General features: G+C 44.8%; 19 protein-coding genes and 1 pseudogene. 9 read left to right on the forward strand and 11 right to left on the reverse strand.

The window, feature by feature from the left end:
• Positions 1–39: 39 nt before the first annotated feature.
• Positions 40–861, reverse strand: coding sequence for an AraC family transcriptional regulator (locus FD12_RS13075; RefSeq protein ID WP_054747470.1), 822 nt, complete (start codon positions 859–861; stop codon positions 40–42).
• A gap of 249 nt (positions 862–1,110) precedes the next feature.
• Between FD12_RS13075 and araA the strand changes: the two genes are divergently transcribed.
• The 3 genes from araA (at position 1,111) to FD12_RS13090 (ending at position 4,569) form a co-directional block, all read left to right on the forward strand.
• Entirely contained in the window at positions 1,111–2,535 is a 1,425-nt protein-coding gene (araA, locus tag FD12_RS13080; RefSeq protein ID WP_054747469.1) for an L-arabinose isomerase, read from the forward strand.
• Positions 2,536–2,620: 85 nt separating this feature from the next.
• A complete protein-coding gene (locus FD12_RS13085; protein ID WP_056983426.1) occupies positions 2,621–3,280 on the forward strand; it encodes a histidine phosphatase family protein in 660 nt (219 codons plus the stop codon).
• Between the two features lie 365 nt (positions 3,281–3,645).
• Positions 3,646–4,569 carry an NADP-dependent oxidoreductase gene (locus tag FD12_RS13090; RefSeq protein ID WP_056983427.1) on the forward strand — a complete coding sequence of 308 codons (924 nt, stop codon included), beginning with the start codon at positions 3,646–3,648 and terminating at the stop codon, positions 4,567–4,569.
• 147 nt (positions 4,570–4,716) lie between these two features.
• On the opposite strand, the gene FD12_RS13955 is transcribed toward FD12_RS13090, so the two are convergent.
• The 6 genes from FD12_RS13955 to FD12_RS13960 form a co-directional block, all read right to left on the reverse strand.
• Complete coding sequence (locus FD12_RS13955) at positions 4,717–4,875, reverse strand: hypothetical protein (protein WP_156404081.1); 159 nt, start codon at positions 4,873–4,875, stop codon at positions 4,717–4,719.
• Positions 4,872–5,807, reverse strand: coding sequence for a quinone oxidoreductase family protein (locus FD12_RS13095; RefSeq protein WP_054747467.1), 936 nt, complete (start codon positions 5,805–5,807; stop codon positions 4,872–4,874). Before FD12_RS13095 ends, FD12_RS13955 begins: the two co-directional genes overlap by 4 nt.
• A gap of 2 nt (positions 5,808–5,809) precedes the next feature.
• A complete protein-coding gene (locus FD12_RS13100) occupies positions 5,810–6,241 on the reverse strand; it encodes an SRPBCC family protein (protein WP_054747465.1) in 432 nt (143 codons plus the stop codon).
• Between the two features lie 76 nt (positions 6,242–6,317).
• Positions 6,318–7,139 carry a helix-turn-helix domain-containing protein gene (locus tag FD12_RS13105; protein WP_056983437.1) on the reverse strand — a complete coding sequence of 274 codons (822 nt, stop codon included), beginning with the start codon at positions 7,137–7,139 and terminating at the stop codon, positions 6,318–6,320.
• Between the two features lie 205 nt (positions 7,140–7,344).
• A complete protein-coding gene (locus FD12_RS13110; protein ID WP_054747464.1) occupies positions 7,345–7,857 on the reverse strand; it encodes a 2'-5' RNA ligase family protein in 513 nt (170 codons plus the stop codon).
• Positions 7,858–8,424: 567 nt separating this feature from the next.
• Positions 8,425–8,646: a hypothetical protein gene (locus FD12_RS13960; protein WP_146986032.1), complete on the reverse strand. Its 222-nt coding sequence runs from the start codon at positions 8,644–8,646 to the stop codon at positions 8,425–8,427.
• A gap of 270 nt (positions 8,647–8,916) precedes the next feature.
• On the opposite strand from FD12_RS13960, the gene FD12_RS13115 reads away from it, so the two are divergent.
• Both FD12_RS13115 and FD12_RS13120 read left to right on the forward strand, forming a co-directional pair.
• Positions 8,917–9,867, forward strand: coding sequence for a DMT family transporter (locus FD12_RS13115; protein ID WP_056983428.1), 951 nt, complete (start codon positions 8,917–8,919; stop codon positions 9,865–9,867).
• Between the two features lie 179 nt (positions 9,868–10,046).
• Positions 10,047–11,192 (forward strand): ArgE/DapE family deacylase, encoded by a 1,146-nt coding sequence (locus FD12_RS13120; protein WP_056983429.1) that lies wholly within the window; start codon positions 10,047–10,049, stop codon positions 11,190–11,192.
• Between the two features lie 275 nt (positions 11,193–11,467).
• Here FD12_RS13120 and FD12_RS13125 read toward each other — a convergent pair whose 3' ends face one another.
• The gene (locus FD12_RS13125; protein ID WP_056983430.1) at positions 11,468–12,772 is read right to left on the reverse strand and encodes a YhgE/Pip domain-containing protein; all 1,305 of its coding nucleotides are present in this window, start codon (positions 12,770–12,772) and stop codon (positions 11,468–11,470) included.
• 144 nt (positions 12,773–12,916) lie between these two features.
• Here FD12_RS13125 and FD12_RS13130 point away from each other — a divergent pair, with 144 nt between their 5' ends.
• Positions 12,917–13,570, forward strand: coding sequence for a TetR/AcrR family transcriptional regulator (locus FD12_RS13130; protein WP_056983431.1), 654 nt, complete (start codon positions 12,917–12,919; stop codon positions 13,568–13,570).
• Positions 13,571–13,623: 53 nt separating this feature from the next.
• On the opposite strand, the gene FD12_RS13135 is transcribed toward FD12_RS13130, so the two are convergent.
• A complete protein-coding gene (locus tag FD12_RS13135) occupies positions 13,624–14,796 on the reverse strand; it encodes an MFS transporter (RefSeq protein WP_054747463.1) in 1,173 nt (390 codons plus the stop codon).
• A gap of 32 nt (positions 14,797–14,828) precedes the next feature.
• Positions 14,829–17,210 (reverse strand): annotated as a pseudogene (locus FD12_RS13140) (glycoside hydrolase family 3 C-terminal domain-containing protein).
• Between the two features lie 226 nt (positions 17,211–17,436).
• Here FD12_RS13140 and FD12_RS13145 point away from each other — a divergent pair.
• Entirely contained in the window at positions 17,437–18,045 is a 609-nt protein-coding gene (locus FD12_RS13145; protein ID WP_056983432.1) for a sugar O-acetyltransferase, read from the forward strand.
• A 53-nt stretch (positions 18,046–18,098) separates the two neighbouring features.
• Here FD12_RS13145 and FD12_RS13150 read toward each other — a convergent pair whose 3' ends face one another.
• On the reverse strand, positions 18,099–19,106 hold the full coding sequence (locus FD12_RS13150) for a DUF389 domain-containing protein (RefSeq protein WP_082622278.1): 1,008 nt from the start codon (positions 19,104–19,106) through the stop codon (positions 18,099–18,101).
• A 180-nt stretch (positions 19,107–19,286) separates the two neighbouring features.
• Between FD12_RS13150 and FD12_RS13155 the strand changes: the two genes are divergently transcribed.
• Positions 19,287–21,437, forward strand: coding sequence for a DUF5776 domain-containing protein (locus FD12_RS13155; RefSeq protein ID WP_056983433.1), 2,151 nt, complete (start codon positions 19,287–19,289; stop codon positions 21,435–21,437).
• 721 nt (positions 21,438–22,158) lie between these two features.
• A complete protein-coding gene (locus FD12_RS13160) occupies positions 22,159–23,214 on the forward strand; it encodes an SGNH/GDSL hydrolase family protein (RefSeq protein ID WP_056983434.1) in 1,056 nt (351 codons plus the stop codon).
• The last annotated feature ends 181 nt before the right edge of the window (positions 23,215–23,395 follow it).

Genomic DNA, 23,395 nt, shown 5'->3' on the forward strand with positions numbered 1-23,395 from the left:
GCTTGTTATTGCAGAAATTACTGCCAATTCCTTTACCCCTTAATTATTTCCCTGATAAGCCGTCTTACTATACTGTTTGGGTGTCACGCCGTAAAAGTTCTTGAAGGCGTTGATGAATCTGGAAGTGTCAGGGAAGCCAACCCGCTCTGAAATCTCCTGAACCTGCAGATCTTTTCTGGTGACCAGCAAATAAGCAGCGTGTCGAATCCGGTATTCGAATAAGTATTGAAGAGGTGTCATTCCGTACTTTTGACGAAAAATATTCGTTTGGTAAGGAATTGATAGCCCAGTGATGTTGCTGATGCTTTGATTGGTAATGTTGAATTGATAGTTACTTTCCAAGAAACTGATAATTCGATTAACGATCGGGTCGGATTTGCTTTGTTTGTCCTGAACGATATCCAATTGATGAAGAAGTAGCAAAAGGCGATAGATCAGTACTGATTGATTGACCCGGTCAGCGATTGTGTTGTTGATGAAGGCGCGGTAGTTATTCTGAATAAACCCGGTAATGTCCTCGGGCAAGTCTTGGAACACCCGGTAGTCTTTGACATCCAGATAGTTAACGAGGTAGTTGGCTAGAGGACCATAAAAGGTTAAGTAGGCGGTATCCCACTCTTTGGCATCCGAATCAGCGATATAAGAATGGGGAACGGTGGGGCGAATTAGAATGCCAGAGTTTGGCAATAGATGAATTTGCTGACCATCAATTTTGATGCTTCCGGAGCTGCTTTCAGTCTGTAACCAGTGAAAAAAGCGGTAACCGTTTGGCCGGTAAATTGGGTATTGGCGCCAGTGATAGCCAATTGAATCACAAGAAATGGGCATGGTGTCATTGAGATTACTGAACGCGATTCTCATAATTTATTCCTTTCGAAATTGAAGTTTTTATCTGTTAACAACAAATATACATATTTTTTCATGCAATATCGTGCATTTATCCAACTGCCTTTCAATTATGATGACTACGTTGAAACGTTTACTAGCAAGACTCCGGAAATCAGAGCCGACAATAGCAAGCAAATTCAATAACACAATCATATTTAATGAATTGTCATTAAATGTCAACTTATGAGACCCCAGTTTGAAAGTTTTGGAAGGAGAAATATCATGCTTAAGGTACCTAATTATGAATTTTGGTTTGTCGTTGGTAGTCAACATCTCTATGGTGAAGAAATATTAGGCGAAGTTCGATCCGATACGGAAGATATTATCAACCAATTAAACGCTTCCGGCAAGCTTCCCTACTCAATTAAGTTCAAAGCTGTCGCTACCACTGCGGATGAAATTACCGCAGTTATGAAAGAAGCTAATTATACAGATAAGGTTGCTGGTGTGATTACTTGGATGCATACCTATTCACCAGCTAAAAACTGGATTCACGGAACTAAATTACTGCAAAAGCCATTGCTGCATCTCGCTACTCAATATTTGGATCACATTCCATACGACACCATCAACTTTGATTATATGAACCTGAATCAAAGTGCTCATGGCGATCGTGAATACGGCTACATCAATGCAAGACTTCAGAAACACAATAAAGTCGTTTATGGTCATTGGGCTGACCCCGAAGTTCAACAAGAAATTGCTGATTGGGAAGATGTTGCCGTTGCTTACAATGAAAGCTTCAACATCAAAGTTGCCCGCTTTGGTGACACCATGCGCAACGTTGCTGTTACAGAAGGCGACAAAATTCAGGGTCAAATCCAATTTGGCTGGACAGTCGATTACTGGCCAGTTGGCAATTTGGTTGAAGAGATCAATCAGGTTTCTGAAACTGATATCGACAACAAGTACCAAGAACTCCAGCAAAAATATACTTTTGTTCAGGGTGATAATGACTCTGCAAAGTATGAACACTCAATTCGTTATCAAATCCGAGAATATTTTGGTATCAAGCATCTGCTCGACAAGGGCGGCTATACCGCATTCTCAACTAATTTTGAAGACCTGTTTGGAATGGAGCAACTCCCAGGACTTGCAGTACAGTTGTTGATGGCAGAAGGTTACGGATTCGCCGGCGAAGGAGATTGGAAGACCGCTGCGCTTGATCGTTTACTTAAGATTATGACGCATAATGATCGGACTGTCTTTATGGAAGATTACACTCTTGAATTAACCAAAGGTAATGAAGCCATTTTGGGCTCACACATGCTGGAAGTTGATCCAACAATTGCCAGTGATAAGCCACGGGTTGAAGTTCACCCACTTGGAATCGGTGGTAAAGATGATCCTGCTCGTCTCGTGTTCGATGGTATAGATGGCGATGCAATGGATGTAACGATTTCTGACTTTGGCACCGAATTTAGAATGATCGGCTATGGCGTGACTGCTCACAAACCAACGAAGAAGACACCATATTTGCCAATTGCCAAACAATATTGGACTCCAAAGATGGGACTCAAGCATGGGGCAACCGAATGGATTCAAGATGGTGGCGGTCACCATACCGTTTTGACGTTTACGGCTTCAGAACAACAAATTAAGGACTTGGCAACGTTATTTCAATTGCCATTTATTGACATTCAGTAATCGCTAATCAAGATTCGTCTGGTGCGTCACAAAAAGGTCAGTTGACGTTACCATTAAGTTGAGTCATTGAAGGGAGGCACAATTGATGGCAATTACTTTATATTTTGTGAGACATGGTCAAACGTTTTTGAATAAATATAATCGGATTCAAGGAAATTGTGACTCTCCGCTAACCCAGCAGGGAATTATCGCCGCAAAAAGAACTGGCAGACGGCTTAGCCATATTCATTTTACCCAAGCCTATACGAGCGATACGATGCGGACAATTAATACCGGTAAGCTGATATTACAGGAGAATAAAAAAGTCTCCCCAAACCTCCAATTGAAGCTAATGAAAGCGCTGCGTGAATTAAACTTTGGTTATTTTGAAGGAACCGATGAAAACCAATTATGGCAGGAACTGAGTGGAGAAGCCGGTGTTAATTCATTTGAGCAAATGATTATAAAACACTCAATTGAACAGGCGGAAGACCGCGTTGCATCTGCGGACCCTTATAAGGATGCCGAAACCAGTGATGAATTCTGGAAACGATTTTCAGCGGGCATTCAAGAGATCATCGATCAGGCCGCTGATGATGATCAGATTTTGATCTCAACCCACGGAACTGCCATTAGAAATCTCGTTGCCCGTTGGAGCGATTTGCCTGTTTATGTTCCAACCATCAACGGTAGTATTACCAAAGTGACGTGGACTGGTTCACGGTTCTTGGTTGACTACTTTAACAATGTTTCTGAACCTGTTTAGAATCTGAATTTCTGTACTTGTAAAATAGAAGGCCAATCTGGAGGGTCTTTACTGGAATCAGATTTAGAGATTGGGAAAGGCGATTTGATCCCAGAGTTTAAGTGAAAAAAGTAATGCATTCTGGTTTTGGAATGCATTACTTTTTTGGCTTAAATGGCAGGGATCAGCCGTTTGTCGCAAGTTTTATCGATATAAGAAGGGGAGCCAAGTGGCATTTATAAATTAATGTTTCAGGCTCTTTTTTTGACACTTCTGGCGTTGCCTGCACGGCGTCAAAAAATACCACCAAGCCATTTGATTGCTAACAAAAAAGATAACCCTTACAATTTAATCAATTACTAGCAATTAGATAGGAGTGACACAATATGAAAGCATTTGGATATGATCATAATGGGGATGCGGACGTCTTTGAAGAATATGACGTGCCAACCCCTGAAATCTCTGATGATCAAATTTTGATCAAGACTGAGGCCTTTAATCTGAATAATTTTGAAAAATCAATGCGCGCAGGTGAATGGAGACCGGCAACTCACCGGGTTATTCCGGGTCGAGATGTTGCTGGCACGGTTGCCAAACTTGGCAAAAATGTGACTGGCTTCAAAATTGGTGACCGCGTCGTTGCGCACGGACATGGTGCTTACGCCGAATATGCGTATGCGGCGGCTGCTGGCACCGTTAAAATTCCCGCGGGCGTGACGTTTGCGCAAGCCGCGGGGATTGTAACCCCTGGGATCACTGCCTATAAGGCGGTCTACTATTTTGGCGAGGTCAAGAAGGGCCAAACGGTGGTCGTCAAAGGCGCATCCGGTGGGGTTGGTTCCCTGGCCGTTCAATTGGCCTTGAATTTAGGCGCTCAAGTGATCGGCATCGGTGCGAGTCGAAATGAAGCCTATGTGAAGTCGTTGGGAGTAGCCGAATACGTTGCCTATAATAAGCAAGACCCGGCATTGATCCTCGCTAATCGAGCAGATGTTGTGATTAATTCCGCCATTAACGGTGCCGGCAGTGACAGTGATGCCCAAATTGTCAAAGATAATGGCATCATTGTCAGCGTTGGTGGCGATGAGCCGCTTTCCAACAAACCATTTCAATTCAAATCAATTAGTCCAACCAAAGCGGTTTCGGATGCTAAAGCATTGACGACTTTATTAGATCTAATGGCCGAAAAGAAGGTTTCAATCAGAATCGGGTATCAGCTGCCGTTTACAATTGCTGGCGTTATTCAGGGGCATCAATTGTTGAGTAAGCAACATGATGGGCGGATTATTGTTACCCAGGAGGCTTCTTGAGGAAAGTACAGATTGAAAAGTTGAATACAACAGTTAATAGACTGGGACAACCGGTGGTTTGGTCCCAGAACTTAACGAAAGAACCAATTATTCCGGCTACTGTTGGAGTAATTGGTTCTTGTCATTTTTGCATATTTTGACGATCGTTTAGCAGCGCTTCTTGATCTTTTGATACAGCAGAATCCCCACGGTTACAATAACAGCTGCCCTAATTACCCAACCAACAATGGTGAGCGTCAAAATTGTGTTGATTAAATGGGTGATAGTGGTTGCGTTGAACCCATTTCCGAGGAGTAAATCAGTCATTTAAGTCCTCCTTCATTATATTGAAGCAAGCGCCTTCCCCGTGAATGCTGGGTCTTGAGTGCTTGTTGGGCGGCCTTCACGTCAGTAAAGGGATAGGTGTGCTGAACGTAAGCTTTCAAGGTGCCCTGAGCTAATTTGCTGAGCAAATCGCGATAACCGTGCAAGCCAACATTGCCATTGCCAAACGAAAAATGTTGATCCGGGTTGTGAGGTTGATAGTGGGTCAGGGAAAGTGAAAAGATTGTGGGAGCACCCTCGTAATCAGTTAGCTGGTCCAATAACGCCGCTGACCCCACCGAATCAATGATCTTGTTAACCATAGGTACGTCAGCTAACTGCGGCTTGAGGGGGTGGTCGTAGTCGATCACAAAGTTGGCGCCAACCGCATGGAGAAATTCATGGTTGCTGGAATGGCCCATCGCAATGACGGTGGTTCCAAGATTCTTCAACAGCTGAATTAAATACGTCCCAACGCTCCCAGCCGCCCCGGTAATCAGCACGGTATCCTGGTTGGTTGCATTGATTTGGTTGGTCGCATAAAGGGCTGCATCGCCGCCGCCAATAATTGTTGTCGCATCCCCAAGCGGTACTTCATCGGGAACCCGGAACAGCAGCGGTGGGATGACTGAATTAATCAGTTCGCTATTTGACCCGTTCAAATTGGCCCCGATCACTTTTTGACCAATTAAATCCCGATCCCGCAGTCCGCCGACATCTTGAACGATCCCGCCAAATCCATAACCTACGACCATTGGCAGCTTGACGGGCTTTAGGTCACCTAATTTGCCTTCTTCAATCAGAATGTCGTAGGGCAAAACTGGGGTAAATTTGGTCTCAATGATGGCTGAAAGGGGATGCTTGACTGGATCTGGCAGGGACCTGATTTCCAAGCCACTGATACCTGAGTAATCCATTTGGACAATGCCATTCATGCTCATCGCCCCTTTTCTGTGGTTATCAGCTCAACCAACGCCCCTAAATGAATCAAATTCGTATGAAAGGCATGTTTGGCAATCGGCGCTAATAGTTTAATGGGTAAATGGCGATCGGTATCATCAGGAAGATACAGATCCTCTTGAATGACCGATTGATCATTTTGCGAAGTCACCGTGAACACCAATCGATATTCCAACCGGCCTTGCGTGCTGGTGTAAGTGATTTCGCCGGCAGTGATGGTCACTTTGATTAGTTCCGATTGATTTAAAGCAGTTTGGTCACGTTTAATGATGAAGCCATTTTGGCCCTGATCCACGGTTGAGATTTCTGGTACCCATTGGAGCAAGTGCTTGGGATCAGCGAGGATTTTCGTCACCTCATCAGCTGGTGCGTGGACCATCACGACATTGGTAAATAAGTTTGTTGTCATAAAAAAAGACCTCCTTAGTTGAATGGCCTTAATTTACTAAATATGAAGTTAAATGAAAAATCAGAATCCTGATATTTTAGAAATGTTCCTGAACATGTTCGTGAAACAGATCTGTTAGAAATTTTTGCCGCTGGGTTGCTTCAAGCTGGCGGTCGTCGTCACCTTGGTCCATTGCAATTTGAGCGATCAGTCGATAGCAGTTGGCCAGCATATAGTGCGAATTATGGGCAGTGATAAAGTCAATGGCTCGGTTGACGTCGGTAAATGTCGAGGTGCTGCCATCAGTTTTGTAGGCGATAAAGGCGGCAAGATAAAAGATGATATTGAGATTTTCTTCGTAGGAAGCCAGCTCAATGTCCTGCATGGCTTGGTGAACGAGCTTGACGGTAGCAGCTGGTTGCTGATTAGTGCATTTGACCACTGCCAAGGAAATCAAGCCTAATCGGGTGAGGGTTGACAGATGATTCATTTCCGGGGCACTTTGAATCGCCAGCCGTAAATTGGCTTGGGCTTCATCTAAGTTACTGTCAGTTTGAAATTGCGCCACCCCTAAATAATAGTAATAAGCTTGGGTCTGGGCGGCGGTTTCAACTTGTTCGACGGTTGCCGGAGCGAGCAGGAACGCTTTTAACTTCTGGTACTCATGCCCATTACAGAGGGTCTCGACGGTTTGGTTGAATTGCTGGCTGGCACTAATATCAAAATTAGCGGCCAGACTAAATCCATCCAGCGAAATCGAAAGCCGTCGGCACAACTTAATCAGCAGTTCGGCATTCGGAACATAGCGATCATGTTCAATTGCCGAAAGCATGGATTGGGCGCAGATATCCTCACAGACTTCTTTCTGGGATAAGCCCTGCTGTTTGCGAATTTTCTTCAAAGTGCTGCCAAGTTGCATCATGACCCGCTCCTTCTTTCAATCGTTTAATTTTTGTTTAGGCAAGCATAACATAGCTGGCTGGCGATTGGGGTAAAAAATACTGGCAGCAATTCGTTAAACGTAGGAGGTTGCTTTTTGTCAGTATCTTTGAGATATGGATGTTAGTGTCAATAAATTCTGGGATCAAAACGCCGATCGTTCCAGTCTCACTGATCTTTTTCAATTATTTTAATTCTTCCTGATAAAACTCATCTGAGTCATCATTGGCTAAAATATGTTCAATTGACACTTTATCGATTGTTGTTGAGAATACAAGTTGTTTTTGTCGCAACTTCTGAATTTCAGTTTGAGCTTGATTGGTTGTCGCGAGCTGACCAAGTGTGACATGGGGGACATAGGAAAGCTCTTTTCGTTCAAACGGAGCCAATTCTGGCTGAGAGTACAGCCGATCGTGGATGCGTTTGACTGCTTCACGCCCTTTTGAAGCTGCCAGCCAAACATACCCGTTTTGGGGGTCACCAGAAACGGTTGAAAAGCTTATCTGAAAGGCACTAACACCAGTCAATGCCCGAGTTAAAACTTGAATAAGCTCATGATCAGAAATTGAACTATCAAACGGAAAGACCAGGGAAATATGTGGCCGGATGTGAGGATAAAGTGGGTCAATTTCTTGTCGAATAGCTTGAATTTGATTAATCTTTTTGAACTGTGGAAAAATTAAGATTGAACGCATCATTTGAGTGTCAGCTCCTTGATAGTGGATTGTTGAATAAAAGTCCAGGGATGGCCGATAAGTTATTGACCAAATGGATCCCCAAATTTATCCACATAGTTGTAATAACCAATTCGATACAACAACTGCTTGTTTCATTTGGACACTCATCCACTTTCTAAAATTTGCTATTATGTATCAATAACATGACTATATTGTAGGCTTCTGTAGTAAATAAAGAAATACGGCCACTCTGCAGGGAAATAGGATTATTTAGGAAAAGGTTGTGGACTGATGCAAGTTCGTAGCTGTATCCTGTTTCTCAAGTACTTCAGATTAGTTGGGCGTGGATAGAATTTGAAAAATGATCTGGCCAGTCGTTGATTTTAGTCTGTCTGTTGATGCAATGTGAATTGGATGATATACTACCGTTAGCAGGTATCAATTATAGATTACCGTTCATTTGATCCAGTCAATCAAATGAACAATTCTGATTCATGAAGATCTTCAGATCAGATCAAAAACTGTCAGCCTTTTTGGTTGATGGTTTTTTGTGCTTAAAAAGGCTCAGTAGTCAGCTGAGCCCTTTAGTTAACGTCTAGCGTGTTTGCCAGACGGGTTAGTCGAGTGGCGCCCTGTTGGTCGAGTAATCATGTACGTGGTAACGATCATAAATAACTTCCAGGAGACTTGGGCAGTCCAGGTACCAACTAGACCACCAATGGCTGTGAGAGCCGCCACCAGCAGGATATCAATTATGCTCACCGTCAAAGGACTATATAAAGTTGCCTTCAACAGCTTTAATCTTATCATGACCAGGCCATTAATTGATTAAGGGCTGATGTGAATTGAAGGCCCTTGTCAGTAAGGTAAGTGGCTTGCGCTAGTGATCGGCAATTCAGAAAATTTTATGTCCAGACATGAAAACGGGTGTATGATAACTAAATAACGAGCGTTAAGTTCAATAAGAACAATGATATCAAGCAGCTAATTTTCGACAACACTGAAAATTAGCTGCTTTTAGAAACTTGATGGGTTCATTCATCATGTTCGATTGACAGACGTGATTGCGAGGGGATCCAAATGCTTATATTTATGCTGATTTCATTAATTGCCGGGTTCTTGTTAGCTAATCAGAGCCCGGTGAATGCCGATTTAAGTCGGCTGGTTAGATCGCCACTGACTGCCGGGACGATCTCCTTTATTGTTGGGACGCTCTACTTAGCCATCTTAGCTTTGAGTACGAGTGGCCGGCTTTTTCCAAGCTTCGTCTTTATTCAATCTCAACCGCTGTGGATTTGGCTTGGCGGATTGTTAGGTGCCATCTATTTGACCTCCAACATTTTATTGTTTTCCAAAATTGGCGCCATTCAAACAACGATTTTGCCGATCGTTGGCCAAATTGTCATGGGATCGGTGATCGATTTGTTTGGGTGGTTTGGCGCTGAAGAAGTTGCAATGACTTCGTTACGATTTACCGGCATTATTATTTTGGTCATCGGGGTAACAGTTGCGGTCGTCCTACCAAGCTTGAGAAACCGGGACGTGAGGCAATTCGATTCAGCCGTTGCCAAACAGAATCATCCCGCCGTGGTGATTGGCTGGCAAGTCTGGGGAATTATCGTTGGCGTTCTGGCCGCAATGCAGCAGGCAATCAACGGCCATTTAGGCACGCGACTGCACTCAACAACTCAGGCGGCGTTCATCTCGTTTTTTATTGGGACAATTCTGATAGCCATTGTAGCTGGGCTGGTTGACAAACGGATTCCAACGGCCAACGAACTCAAAGCCACGAAACCCTGGAATTGGCTTGGCGGCCTTCTGGGTGGCACATTTCTGCTGGTAACGGTGATCGCGGTTCCCCGAATTGGCACTGGCTTGACGATCATGATGGGATTGATCGGGCAAATCATCGGTTCAATCCTGATTCAGCAGTTTGGCTGGTGGCGGTCGCCGAAGCAACAGATGGTGCCAGCCCAAGCGTTGGGTATGGTATTAATGATTGTCGGGGTTGGCCTGATTAAGATAGCTTAAGGATGAGGGGGATTGAAAATAGCCCCTAGGTTGCTTGAGGCGATGGCATTTTTAACGCTAACCGATGCCTTTTAATCTTGTTATTTGAGTTGATCAATCTAAAATAGGAATTGTACCAGGTACTATTTAATTAGTCCTACTTATTAACAACTTAAAGGACTAACTTAAGGAGGAATTCGATGGCAGTCATTTCAGAAGAACAGCGGCTTCAAATCTTTAAGGATTTAGTTGCCATTAAATCAGTCAATACAGACGAAGAAAAGGTTAGCGAATACTTAAAAGATCTGCTTGCTAAACACGGTATTCAGGCGACGATCATGCCAATTAGTGATCGGCGGACAGATTTGAAAGCAGAAATTGGCAGTGGCAGCCCGGTGCTTGGTATTTCAGGGCATATGGATGTTGTTTCCGCTGGGGATGAGTCTCAGTGGACCAGTGACCCGTTCACTTTGGTGGAGCGGGATGGTCAATTGTTTGGCCGCGGCGCCTCAGATATGAAATCTGGCTTAGCAGCTATGGTGATCGCAATGATCGAGATTCACGATCAAGGCCTTCTGAAAAAAGGGACGCTTCGCTTAATGGCCACAATGGGTGAAGAAGTTGGTGAAGTCGGCTCGAGAACGTTCGCGGATGACGGCTCGATGAAGGATGTCGACGCCTTGATTATCGGTGAGCCATCGGGATATCGATTGGCTTATGCCCATAAAGGATCGATGGATATTCGCCTGACCTCCAAAGGGAAGGCTGCTCATAGTTCAATGCCGGAGAATGGCTATAATGCCATTGATCCGTTAATTGACCTGTTGCACGCTGCCAATCATGAATTCCGGACGACTGATAAGAAGAGTCAACTTTTGGGCCGTCTAAGCTTTAATACCACAATTTTCCAAGGTGGTAATCAGGTAAATTCGATTCCAGAGCAGGCGGTTGCCGACATTAATGTTCGGACCATCCCTGAATTTGACAATGACGTGGTGGAAGCGTTACTGGACAAATTAGTTGAAAAACAAAATCAAGCGGGTGCCCAAATTTCAAAAGACACTTACATGTCTCAACGGTCGGTTGAAACCAGTGGCGATTCTGATTTGATTAAGTTAGCCCAAGAAATCGCTAAACCGTATGCTGGTAAAGATATTCCAGCCGGTGCCATTCCGGCGGTTACCGATGCTTCAAACATGTTGCGGGACAAGCCAAAAGCCTTTCCGTTTATCATTTTTGGTCCTGGCAACAACAGTGTTCATCAGGTTGATGAATCTGTCGATAAACAGATGTATTTAGATTTTATTGAGATCTACGAGAAATTATTTATCAATTACTTGAATTAAGTGATCAGGATATATTCTCGTCTCGTTGTAACGCATTAAGAGAGCACCAGTTATGAATGGACAAAAAATAATTTTTAAGACAAAAAGGGCTCCATTGTTTCCAGAGACAACTTCTCTGAGAACAATGGAGCCCTCTTTGATGGTTTAAGCTTGCAATGAAGACTTTAGTTTTCGGGCCAAATGGTCACATAGATGTGACGTAAGCGCCCATTATCGTCCCAGTGACCAATCATTTTATGGTCACGACAAGCGTTCGCAAACTTTGTCATCCTCGATTAAAATACTGCCGGAATAACGGCTGCTAATCCCCGTCGTTCCTTACTTCGATACCCAATCCAAACGGCCAGGCCGCCTAACACGAGTCCGCCGAGAATAATCCACCAGAGGGTTTGTTCGAAGGCGCCGGTGTTGCCAAGGCCAGCCATGATATTGAAATCACTGTAAATGTTCTGGTACATTGGCGTGGTTTGGCTGATAAATTTATAGACGCCGGACATGGCATCACGTGGCAGGGTACCGCCACCACCCAAGATTTGCAGGACAAAGAGTGGCAGCTGGAGAAGGAAGCTTGGCAAACCGCCACAAAGTAGGGCAAGGCCACTGGTAAATTCAAAGACGGCGAAATCATAAAGATAACTGTGCCAGAGCAAGCCATTGAAAATACTGCCATCAAAGCTGACCAGACTGCGTAAAGCCCCGACGGTAATCAGCGCAACCACAAAAGTAGTGATCAGACCGGTAATTTGCAGACCGGCAAAGGTTCGCCATTTTCCTGCGATGAATCGGACTGACATGAAGGTCATGGTCATAATAATTGAGGCGATCATTAACCCAAGATATTGGCCCATGGAGGTAAACATCGGTGCCATTTGGTGCTGCATGTTTGGCTGCTTGGTGCCCATCATATTAGTAGTTGATTTGGCGGTGAGATTGAATGGGGCGGCCATCTTGGTGGCTTGAGCCATTATTTGCTTTTGAACTTTTGGCTGAACCTGTGCTTGAACTTGCCGCTGAATTTGTTTCTGGTTCACTGCTTGACCCTTTGAGGCGGCCATCGCCTTTTGCATTGCCGTCTTCATCCCGGCCTGCATGGCAGTCTTCATCATCTTGGGCGCAAGCTGCTTAGCATACATTCCTACCAGTGATTGGTGGGTTAACTGCGCATTCACGGTACTTTGGACCCGCGAGATTAATGACTGATTGACGTTAGTCTGCAGCATGCTATTGGCGTTGTTGACGACAAAGTTCAATGTTGGCTGTTTGCCAGCCCGAACATCCTTGTTGAATCCGGCGGGAATTACGACCGCCAGGGATGCTTTGCGATCCTTAATTCGTTGCTTCGTTCCAGCTAAGTCAGTCGAAGTCGTAACGTGTTTAAACGGCAGATTATCTTTCAAACCGGTCGTCACTTTATTTGAAATTTGCTGGTTGTCCTGATTAACAATCACAACCGGCAAATTTTTCGCATTGGTCGGCATCTGCTTAAATGCTGGTAGTGCACAAAACAAAAATGATAGTGAAATGAAGGAAGCAATTAAGAGTCCCAACCAACTAAATTTATTTGTAAACCATTTTGTCATTTTTAAACCCCTCTCAAGTTATGAATGAATGCTCATTCATTTTATGAACAAAAGCAAAATTAGTCTTTTTTTACCAAAATGTCAAACAAGTTTGTGCAATATTTGAAAGTCAGCTAAACTAAAGATTGAAATGAGGTGGGGACCGTGGCAAACGGCGAGAATGATTTTCAAGAGTTGTATAAAGAGACTTTAAAGAAAATGGACGATTTAACGGATAAACAAAAACAAATTTTACAAGCGGCACTCGAGTTGTTTTCCTCACAAGGCTTTAGCGAAACTTCCAGTGCCCAGATTGCCGAGCGGGCTGGGGTTGCTGTTGGGTCAGTCTATCAACGGTTTCAAAACAAGCAGGCGCTGTTGGTGGCTGTCTTGACACCACTCTTGACCCAGGCCTTGCCACAAGCGGTTGATGAATTTGGGACGACGGCTTTTCAGCATTCATTTGATGACGTTGAAAGCTTTGTTGACGCAATTGTCCCGGACCGGCTGAGATTTATCGATAAGAATTATGCAGCCTTAAAGTTGATGGCTGACCAGATTATTGTTGACGATCAGGGCGTTATTAACCAACTCAAAGCGGCTTTTACCAACCAAATGTCAACCAACGTTGTGCCAAATATCAAACGACTACAAAAAGCCGGCAAGATGGTTGACTTGCCGGAAGATTATATTATTCAGTTCCTGTTTACTGCGATTTTAGGCTATTTTGGTAAACGGTTGTTGAACATGCCAGTTAACATGACAGACGAAATCAAACATATCACGGCATTTTTGACGAATGGGCTGATGAAACATTAGATTAATAAGAGGGTGAAGTAGTGGTTAACGAGCCAGCCAAGATCAAGCCCAATTCATTCCGGTTCCCTCAATAAGAAGGTAAGTCCGCCGATGACGGCTAAGATGATACTGACGGCCACTAGAATTGGGCCTGGTTGATCACTGCCGATTAAGTGGCTGAGGCCAGATAACGCATACGGGGTAATGAACACGCCGATATTGATGCCAACAATGAGGACGGATGAAGCCAGTGTTTCGTTGCCTTTGCCGGCAATTTCAGCGGATCCCGCGAACAAATAGGGGCCGACCAGAGAAGTACTTAAACCGGCAACCGTGGTTAAGGTGTAGGTTAGCCACAGGGATTCGGAGTGGGCCAGCGCAAATAGGGCCACGGCGTCAATTAGCAGTCCAAGGGGCATAATCAATCGATGAAGCAATTTGAATATCTGACCATAAAGGGTGCCGCCAATCATATTAGCGACTCCCAAGATGGCCAGAGCAATACTGCCATCAGCGATTTTGCCATAACCGGCGCTCAAAATTAATCCTGAAATTTTAACGATAACCGTCTGCATAATCATCATGCTAAACAGCACGAGTAACGCATAAATCATTAAGCGGCCTTTTAGTAATTGCCCCAACCCAAGCTGCGGTTGAGCAGTTGACGATTCTTCCTGGTTTTCAGCTGCGGGACGTTGATTTGGCGCGCCCCACCAGAATAAGATAAAGACTGGAATTGCGATTAAATAATATAAATAAACCTGACGCCAGCCAAATCCAATCAGCAATGATGAAATTAAAAACATCAGAATATTTCCCAGTGAGTTAACGGATCCTTGATAGCCCATCATGGTTTGCCGCTTAGCTCCTTGGTAGTACGAACTGATTAAACTATAGGCCATGGCATTGAATAGCCCGATTCCAGCTCCCAAAAGGAATCGAGAGCTCAGAATCAGCCAAAAGGAATTGGCAACAATGGGGATTAAGCCGGCAATCAAGACGATTAAAACGCCCAACAGGACGGTTACTTTGTTACCCAACTTTTTAGCGATTGGATTGCTTAAAACAACAAAAATTAACACACTTAGGCTGGGGATTGTGGTTAAACTTTCAATTTGGCTCAGCGGAACCGTTGGGAATCTCGCCGCCATCAGTGGAATGGTGCCAGCGACCGCGTTGGCACTTGTTAAGAGAATTGAAATCGATAACAGTGCGGGTGCAAGCCGCCAATTTAATGTTCGTGTCATGAGATGGCCTCCTCAGAAGCTAATGATTGTTATCAACCAAAAATTGCTTTTAAATAATGGCGATTGGCCAAGGCAACCAGCCTATCTACTAGACCAAGGGACAGTTTGCCGCTGGACTGCTGAGCCAGCCGAATCAGTGGCGTATCCATGACAATGGTCACCATGAAGCGGGCTTCGGAGCTGTCGGGATCTGCAATGTCTTTGGTCATGTTCTTTTTTAAGGTATTGGCAATGGTGCGAATAATGACAGAGTGGACTCCAAGTTCCCGCGGCGTGTTCAACCGAGTATATTGGCCAGGCTGGGGCGGTGTTTGTGGCTGAACTTTCAAGCCACTCATTGCCGTGAAGTCTGCCAGACTGGGTTTGCCAATTGGGGTTGTGTACCAAGCGGGCATTTCCTGAGTCATTGGCGATGATTGACCGGAAGCTTGAACTGGCAGGCTGAGCGTTTGCTGAGTAGAGCCAATTTTGACGATGACTGATTTTTTGGCCGTCGGTAATTGCCATTGTTGTTGCTGATCGTTCCATTCGCTAAATGCCTGAGCGGACAGCGTGATGGTCACAGATTTAGTTTCGCCGGCTTTCAAAAAGACCTTTTGGAAGCCTTTTAATTCCTTAAGTGGTTTTAAAGCCCGTTGCGCTGGATTGCCAACGAACACTTCAACCACCTCAGCACCGTCACGGCTGCCGCTGTTGGTGAGGGTGACCTGCACATCGATTGACTGGTCGGCTTGGATTGTTGGCTGACTTAATTTTGCATCGGTTAAGTTAAAGGTGGTGTAGCTTAAGCCAAAGCCAAATGGGAAAGCCACGGTCTGGTGGGCTTTTTCATAGTAGCGGTAACCAACGTAAACACTCTCAGCGTATGCGACTGAGCGAGGATTTTTGTCATACAGGTCAGCTGAGGGCACATCTTGATACGTAATGGGGTAGCTTTCCGCTAACTTTCCGGAAGGATTGACTTTGCCAGTTAATAGATTGGCAGCGGCGTCCCCCACAAACTGACCGCCCAAATAGAGGTTGATCAACCCCTTAACTTTGTTACGCCAGGGCAGTTCAACTGGCGCGCCGGCAACTAATAAGACGATTAAATTTGAATTGATGGCGGCCAGGCGGTCAATCAAAGCGTTTTGATTATCAGGGAGCTTCATGTTTTGACGGTCGAAGCCTTCTGATTCATCACTTTCTGGTAAGCCGACAACGACCAGGACTGTCTGGGCATCTTTAGCAGCAGTTTCAGCTGCACGCGTTAACTGCGCATCGTTGGGTTTTGAAAACGCGTAACCCTGCTCATAGTCATGGGGGATGTTTGCCTTGGTCAAGCCCGATAAAATTGAAGTTTGAGCCGGTGGATTGATATGAGAAGAACCAGCGCCTTGATAGCGGGTCTCGGTGGCCATTTCACCAACTACCAGGATCTTTTGTGAGGGTTGAATTGGCAAAATTTGATCCTCATTTTTTAGGAGAACGGCTGCATTTTCTTCAATTCGTTGAGCCAACTGACCATGCTGAGTTAACAAAGCTTGACGGTCATCTTTAAAGTCAGGTCGGCGTTTTTCGGCGACGCGTACAACGTTGCCTGCAGCTCGAGAAAGGGCTTCGGGCTTCAAACGACCAGTTTTCAGCGAGGTCAAAGCCTGCTGGTCAAACATGTTGTGGCTCGATGGCATTTCAAGATCACCGCCGGCATTGAGGCTGGTAACTTTATCGTTTAACGCGCCCCAATCCGTGACCACGGTTCCTGAAAAGCCCCATTGTCAGCGTAAAACATCCGTCAATAAATAGGCGTTGTCGCTGGCATAGGTACCGTTGATTTTATTATATGAGCACATGATGCCCTCAGGCTGGGCAGTTTGCACGGCAATTCGAAAGGCTTCCAAATAGAGTTCATGAAGAGCAATGGGATCAATTAATGAATCCGACAATAGTCGATCGTTCTCCTGATTATTCCCGGCGAAATGCTTCAAACATGCAGCGACACCTTGTGACTGCAGGCCTTTGATCCAGGCAGCCCCAATTGTCCCGGCCAAGTAAGGATCTTCGCTGAAATATTCAAAGTTGCGGCCGCAGAGGGGATTACGTTTGATATTAATTCCCGGTCCTAAAACCATGTCGACTTTTAAACTGCGGGCTTCCAAGCCAATCGCTTGCCCCATTTCAGAAATTAGCTGAGGATCCCAGGTACAAGCGACGGCGCTGGCAGTTGGGAAACACGTGCTGATAACGCTTTCATTTATTCCCAACGCATCACCCTCGCCAGCTTGATAACGCAGTCCATTGGGCCCATCACTCATTCGAAAGCTCGGAATTTGGTGTTTCGGGAGGGCAGCTGACCGCCAAAAATCCGCTCCAGATGTGAGCTTAATCAGATCCTCTGGGGATAGCTGCTGTAATTGATCTTCCAATGATTGCATAAAAATCCTTCCTTCGGTCATTTACTGATAGTAATATTAGATTGCCTGTCAACTAAATTTGCCTTTATCCTACCATGAAGGAATCTGTTGCGCTAGTTGTTTGAATGTGTGGTGAATATGAATAATGTGGGAATCGCGTTATACTCAATTTTAAAGGTGTGATTAAGGAACGAGGATCATCATAGTCATCATTGGAATCGCCGAAATTTTAGGGGGAAAATCACTCATGAACGAAGATGAAAAGTTGCTTGCAGGAAAGCTTGCCAATCCGCGCGAACCAGCATTAGCCAAGCGGCAACAGTTAGCTCACCGTTTATCAAAATTGTATAACGACACATTTGAAGACGAGATGGAAAAACGGCGGCAGTTGCTTGAACAATTGTTACCTAACGCTGGCAAGCGGATTTACTTTCAGGGACCAATCTTTTTTGATTACGGGACTCATACCACAATTGGTGAACGTTTTTATGGCAACACCAATATCACCGTGCTGGATAGTGGTCGAGTGACAATTGGTGACGATGTTCTGCTTGGGCCAAACGTCACCTTGGCGACTGCCATGCACCCATTAAGATACCAAGATCGTAACTTTATTCCCGACGACTTGCCAGGCAAGGAGTATTCAAAACCAATTACAATTGAAAGCAATTGTTGGCTGGCAAGTAATGTGACGGTGATTGGCGGCGTGACGATTGGGAATGGTTCGGTGATTGGCGCTGGCAGCGTGGTCACCCGAGACATCCCCGCGAATTCATTGGCTGTTGGCAACCCTTGTCGAGTGATCAGGCAAATTACCGATCACGATGATATCCGCTTGAACCGCCAGTTATTCTGACTATGGTTCCAACAAAAGAGGTGATCACCAAAATTCGATATGGTGTCACCTCTTTATTTGTCCATTTGATTATCGTTATCAGATTGTAAGCTATTGCCATTGTTTTGTTGTTTCATGTAATCTTGGAATTGTTGGGCGGTAATATAGTTACCCTTGGTGAGCTGGGTAATCGTTAATTTGTAGCCTTTCAGGTGGTAGTCTTTTAAGGAACTTTTGAGCTTGGAAATCTGACTTTGGGTTAACCGGCGGCCAATCACGGCTAGCTTGATGTGTTGATGATCAATTGATTGTTTGGCAATATACTGGTTGGGTAGTTCTTTTTCGATAAACGCCGATAATTGTGCATCCACGTAAGATTTGCGAACAATTGAATAACCAGAAATCGAACTGGGAATAATGATGATAATTGCGATGATCAAAATCAGGATCTCTTGTCTGACAGACACATTCAGGTGCTGGCCACTGCGAATCCGAAAGAAAATTGTGCCCGCCGCTGTTGCCAAGGCGATGAAGAATGCGTTAATTAAAAACAGGTAGCCGGCTCCCAAGGTGAAAGATAGGTTCAGATGACTGATTCCATAACCGACCGTACAAAGCGGCGGCATTAAAGCGGTCGCAATTGCCACGCCTGGAACGACGTTGCCGCCACCGCCTTTTTTGGCTAAACTGATGACCCCGGCAAAGCCACCGGCAAGCGCGATGAGAACATCCCAAATTGTTGGTTCAGTTCGCGCAAGCAGTTGATCGCTGGCGGTGTTAATCGGTGAAATCAAAAAGTAGGTGGTTGCCCCCAAGATCCCGATTGACGCTTGAGTGATCATTAGGCGGGTTGCTTTGAGTAATAGTTTAGAGTTGCTATTCCCAAGGGCAAACCCAATGCCAACAATCGGCGCCATTAATGGCGAAATCAACATTGCACCAATGACGACCGGAGCGGAATTCAGATTGAGACCGATACAGGCAATAATAATCGCGCAGAACAAAATTGCCTGGGTTGGCCAATTGAGATTGAGATCAGCCTGAACATTTTTACTGAGCGTGCTGGTTGAAATTTGCTGCATAGGAATCACCGGCTTTCTGACTGATTGATTTTAGGATAACATACTGTTGTGATTGAGATTTGAATAAACTATGAAGAGGGCTGCACACAACTAATTTCACAAGCAGATATCACCTTGGTTATAACCCCCATATGATAATATAAAAGTGAGTACCAAGGGAGAATAGGGGGGAGTTGCCTTATGAAATTTAAAAAAATGTTAGCGGTTGCATTGTTAGCGTTGATGCCGTTATTGGTCTCTTTTATGTCTTCTACCAGCATCGCATCTAATCCATTGACTATCACTGCTCAGGCCAACACGGCAGCCGATCAGCAAGCCATCAATGACTTGATGCCAAATCAAAAATTGCAACAATTAGTCCTTTTGAATATGAAGCAAGAAAACATTGTTGACCAAAATTTCCAAATGACTGATTTTACGCTGGATAGTTTTAAAGAAGATTTAGCACAGCTACAATCGTTGAATTGGCCGATTGGCACCAAAGAAGAAAGCGATGCGTTGGACCCGGTAGATGGGGGGAATGGCGTTATTGGCCCGGCTAATCCCGGTAATTATTCATTAAAGGGGATCGAGTATGCCACTAATCTGATTAAATTGAATATCAGCGTGAACTATGGTTATGGTCATCAGTTTACCCGAAATGATATCACCGATATTTCCCCACTGAAGAATCTCACCAAGCTTGAATATCTTGATCTAGTGGGGAACCGGGTTGCAGATATTTCACCGATTGCCAAATTGCCAAATCTGAAGACGCTGTATATTAACGACAACTGTATTTATAACCTGAATGTGTTGAATGCCAAACAGTATACTGGTGGCTTTAATTATTTGAACCAGGTTGTTGTATTGCCGGCCGTTGATTTACCGAGCAATTCCTATACTTGGCAGGCACCATTCAAAGACGAGCTGCCGCAGAATACTGAGACAACCCCCACTAAGCCGTTTCAACCTTATGATCCTAAATGGATTGCTACGGGTACTAAAGCTACCGGATTCCAAGCCGAGACCACAACCCCTTATCAACACGTCCAAGTATTTAGAAATGGTGTTTTCAACAAGGATGGAACTGAGGGAACGGCCAAAGTAGTCGGCGATGATATCGACTATTCAGGGCTGGCACCCCAGATTCAGCCAAGTGTTGACGACACCGACCCATGGGGAACCGAAGCGGCAGTGATTCATAACCCGTACACCTATTATATGATTGCCCAGTATCGTTATTTCTTGGGAGGTGGGACGACTTACAGCTTCCCAGTAATGACGTACTTTAAGCCTTATACGATAACCCCATTGGTTGCTAAACCAGTGACGGTTGACTACGTGGATGAACAAGGCAACTCAATTCATGCTTCTCAGACAATTACGGGGTCAATCGATCAGGAATTTGATCTTTCTACCAGTCAGTATCAATTGAGCATCCCTGGCTACACGTTTAAAACGTACGAACCTGCCCAGACTGGTAAGATTAGCGATCAGGCGCAGACCTTCAAGTTGGTGTATACGAAGAACGCTTCGCCGGTCAATCCAGTTAACCCAGATACGCCAAGTGTGCCAACTGAACCGACCACGCCGAGTCAACCGATCATTCCAACGACCCCGATTAAGCCGGAGGAAACCACCACCAATCAGCCAGCCAGCGTTGAACAGACGGTTGTTTATTCAATGAAGAAGATATACCTATATAAAAATGTGAACTTTAAAAAGTCCGAGCGAATCGTTGGTTACGCGAAGAAGCCGCGGGTATTTCGACCGATGTTTGTCGTAACCGGGTATCAGTATTCCAAGGCCGGCAATTTGCGATATCGGGTTCGTGACGTGAACCACGAAAGTAAAAGTGCTGGCAAGACTGGATTCATTACGGCTAACTCCAAGTACGTTCGCCCCGTTTATTATCAAAGTAAACAATCCGTGATTACAGTTATCAGTCCTAAGGGGATTAAAGAGTATCGAAATCGTAATTTAACCAGCACGGTTCGACACTATCAACAAGGGCAAGTCGTTAAAGTTGGCAACCTGGTAACGCATAATTTAACTCGCCGTTATCTGGTCCTCGCAGATGGCAACTATATTACCAGTAATCGGAAATTGGTTCAGTTGGGCAGAGTCAAGATGCCTAAACGAATTGTCGTTAAACAACCAATTAACCGCTATCGGGATGCTAATTTCACGAAACGGAATGGTTCTTATAAGAAGGGAACCAAATTAACTGTCAAGGGTTATACGTATAGCCACCCAACCTCATTGACCAAATCGGGAACGAAGCGGTTGGTTGTAAATGGCGGCTACGTTACGGCCAACAAACAGTTTGTCAAAATTTATTATAAGTAAAAAAGAGAAGTGAGCGCAGCAAAGCGTTAGAGATCGGAGTGTAAGTCTCCTCGAACGGAAATTCCGGTTTTGGGAATTTTTGTTCGAGGTGCTTACATGCAGATCTCTGCTTTGAGGAGCTGTCCTAAGAGAAGTGAGCGGATCCAGGCGGTTAGCAACCGGAGCGTAAGTCTCCTTTGGCAAAAATCCCTGATTTTGGGATTTTTGCCAAAGGTGCTTACGTGCAGGCTGCTGCCTGGAGGAGCTGTCCTAAGAGAAGTGAGCGGATCAAAGCGCTTAGGAATCGGAGCATAAGTCGCCCTGTCTGAAAATCCTGGTTCTGGATTTACAGACAGGGTGCTTATGTGCAGATTCCTGCTTTGAGGAGCTGTCCTAAACAAGTGAGCGACGAGCAACGGGTGATGCGGTATCTAAAGGGCTTTGGGCTTAAACCCCGGTTTTGGGTTTGAGTTCAAAGCCCTTTAGATGTTAGCATCAGTTGCGTCGGAGCTGTCCTGGAAAGTGAGCGCAGCAAAGCGGTTAATAACCGGAGCATAATCTGCGGGCTAATATCCCCTCTTTTATCGATTTCCATAACTAACTATGTATGCCCTTAAACAAAAATGAAGTCGATTGAACTCGCCGCCCCGCCTGTAACCAAAACGAAACAATCCAGTGATCTAACTTGTCGTATAATTAATAATTAGAATGCGGCGGTTGATTAATTGGGGGAGGATTTGCTTTGTTACATAAGGGGCGTTTCTTTTGGCTTATTAGCTTCATAATAGCGTGTGGTTTATTGGTTAGTCAGCAGGGGGTTCAAGCTAATCCAATCAAGGATGTTCACGTGCATGCGGTCCTGCCGATTCATGCCCACGCTTACGCAGTTAAGAAACGGGCCTATCTATACACCAGCCTCAGTTTCAAACGATCCGTTTCTGCCAAACGTTATTTAAGGACAGCTTGGTATCGCACGCAGGTGGCCCATGTTGTGGTAAATGGTCAAAAAAGGGCCGTCTTCAAATTGGTGAGTGCCAATGGCCGGCATACGTACTGGGTGTTTCATTCCCAAGTTAAGGGAATTGGCAGTCAATCCTTTCAGATCAAATTGCCCAAAGCAGGAAATCGATTTAGCCATAAACGGATTGGCGTGTTTGGTGATTCGATTCCATCTGGATGGGACGGTTATCATTTTTATTTGAATGATGCTTATCCGGACTGGACAAGAAAATACCTGGGCGCCAAGCCGAAAGTCCATAATGAAGCAGTTCCCAGTGCCCAAATTGTGGGGCATCGGTTCAGATACGTTGGTGGTAAATATAATCGAGTTGTTCCAGAAGACTTGAGTGAAGTTTTGAAGCACCAGCGTAAGACAATTAAGAAGATGAATCTGATCTTTGTCCAAATTTGCACCAACGACTATACAAACGGATCCAGGTCAGGTAGCTTGCAAAATGTGACTCGTCATTTGGCATTAGAAATCAACTATATTCACAAAGTTAATCCACGTGCTAAGGTATACGGAATCTTGCCAATTTCCCGTTATGATGTGCTCGGTCGAAGTTGTGATCATATTCCAAACATGTATGGTTATACCTTTGATCAGTTGCGGGCAGCCGAAGCCAGAACCTACCGGCGAAACCGTGCGACGGTGGTTGACTTTAATCAAATTGCGCCAACCGTCATTAGTTGGCATAACCGTGATCAAACATTACAGGATCATAAGATTCACCCGACGGCGCAAACTGCCCAACGGTTAGGTTACGCATTGGCTTGTTGGTTGATTGCCCGAAGATAGAGGGATTGTTAAATTCCATTTGGGGGTCATTAACTTGGATTAAAGCTGCGTCAAACGGCCGAGATTGGGACGAAAGGCGTTTTGATCCCAGAATTTAAGTGAAAAAAGTAATGCATTCTGGTTTGTGAAGTGAACCCCAATAGTTGGAGATAATATTTAATAATTTTCAGGCACATAACTG

Source organism: Lentilactobacillus rapi DSM 19907 = JCM 15042, assembly GCF_001436255.1.
Classification (GTDB): domain Bacteria; phylum Bacillota; class Bacilli; order Lactobacillales; family Lactobacillaceae; genus Lentilactobacillus; species Lentilactobacillus rapi.

Coding starts and splice junctions, on each gene's coding strand:
- FD12_RS13075 (WP_054747470.1), bottom strand. CDS start 861: ATGAGAATCGCGTTCAGTAATCTCAATGACACCATGCCCATTTCTTGT.
- araA (WP_054747469.1), top strand. CDS start 1,111: ATGCTTAAGGTACCTAATTATGAATTTTGGTTTGTCGTTGGTAGTCAA.
- FD12_RS13085 (WP_056983426.1), top strand. CDS start 2,621: ATGGCAATTACTTTATATTTTGTGAGACATGGTCAAACGTTTTTGAAT.
- FD12_RS13090 (WP_056983427.1), top strand. CDS start 3,646: ATGAAAGCATTTGGATATGATCATAATGGGGATGCGGACGTCTTTGAA.
- FD12_RS13955 (WP_156404081.1), bottom strand. CDS start 4,875: ATGACTGATTTACTCCTCGGAAATGGGTTCAACGCAACCACTATCACC.
- FD12_RS13095 (WP_054747467.1), bottom strand. CDS start 5,807: ATGAATGGCATTGTCCAAATGGATTACTCAGGTATCAGTGGCTTGGAA.
- FD12_RS13100 (WP_054747465.1), bottom strand. CDS start 6,241: ATGACAACAAACTTATTTACCAATGTCGTGATGGTCCACGCACCAGCT.
- FD12_RS13105 (WP_056983437.1), bottom strand. CDS start 7,139: ATGCAACTTGGCAGCACTTTGAAGAAAATTCGCAAACAGCAGGGCTTA.
- FD12_RS13110 (WP_054747464.1), bottom strand. CDS start 7,857: ATGATGCGTTCAATCTTAATTTTTCCACAGTTCAAAAAGATTAATCAA.
- FD12_RS13960 (WP_146986032.1), bottom strand. CDS start 8,646: ATGATAAGATTAAAGCTGTTGAAGGCAACTTTATATAGTCCTTTGACG.
- FD12_RS13115 (WP_056983428.1), top strand. CDS start 8,917: ATGCTTATATTTATGCTGATTTCATTAATTGCCGGGTTCTTGTTAGCT.
- FD12_RS13120 (WP_056983429.1), top strand. CDS start 10,047: ATGGCAGTCATTTCAGAAGAACAGCGGCTTCAAATCTTTAAGGATTTA.
- FD12_RS13125 (WP_056983430.1), bottom strand. CDS start 12,772: ATGACAAAATGGTTTACAAATAAATTTAGTTGGTTGGGACTCTTAATT.
- FD12_RS13135 (WP_054747463.1), bottom strand. CDS start 14,796: ATGACACGAACATTAAATTGGCGGCTTGCACCCGCACTGTTATCGATT.
- FD12_RS13145 (WP_056983432.1), top strand. CDS start 17,437: ATGAACGAAGATGAAAAGTTGCTTGCAGGAAAGCTTGCCAATCCGCGC.
- FD12_RS13150 (WP_082622278.1), bottom strand. CDS start 19,106: ATGCAGCAAATTTCAACCAGCACGCTCAGTAAAAATGTTCAGGCTGAT.
- FD12_RS13155 (WP_056983433.1), top strand. CDS start 19,287: ATGAAATTTAAAAAAATGTTAGCGGTTGCATTGTTAGCGTTGATGCCG.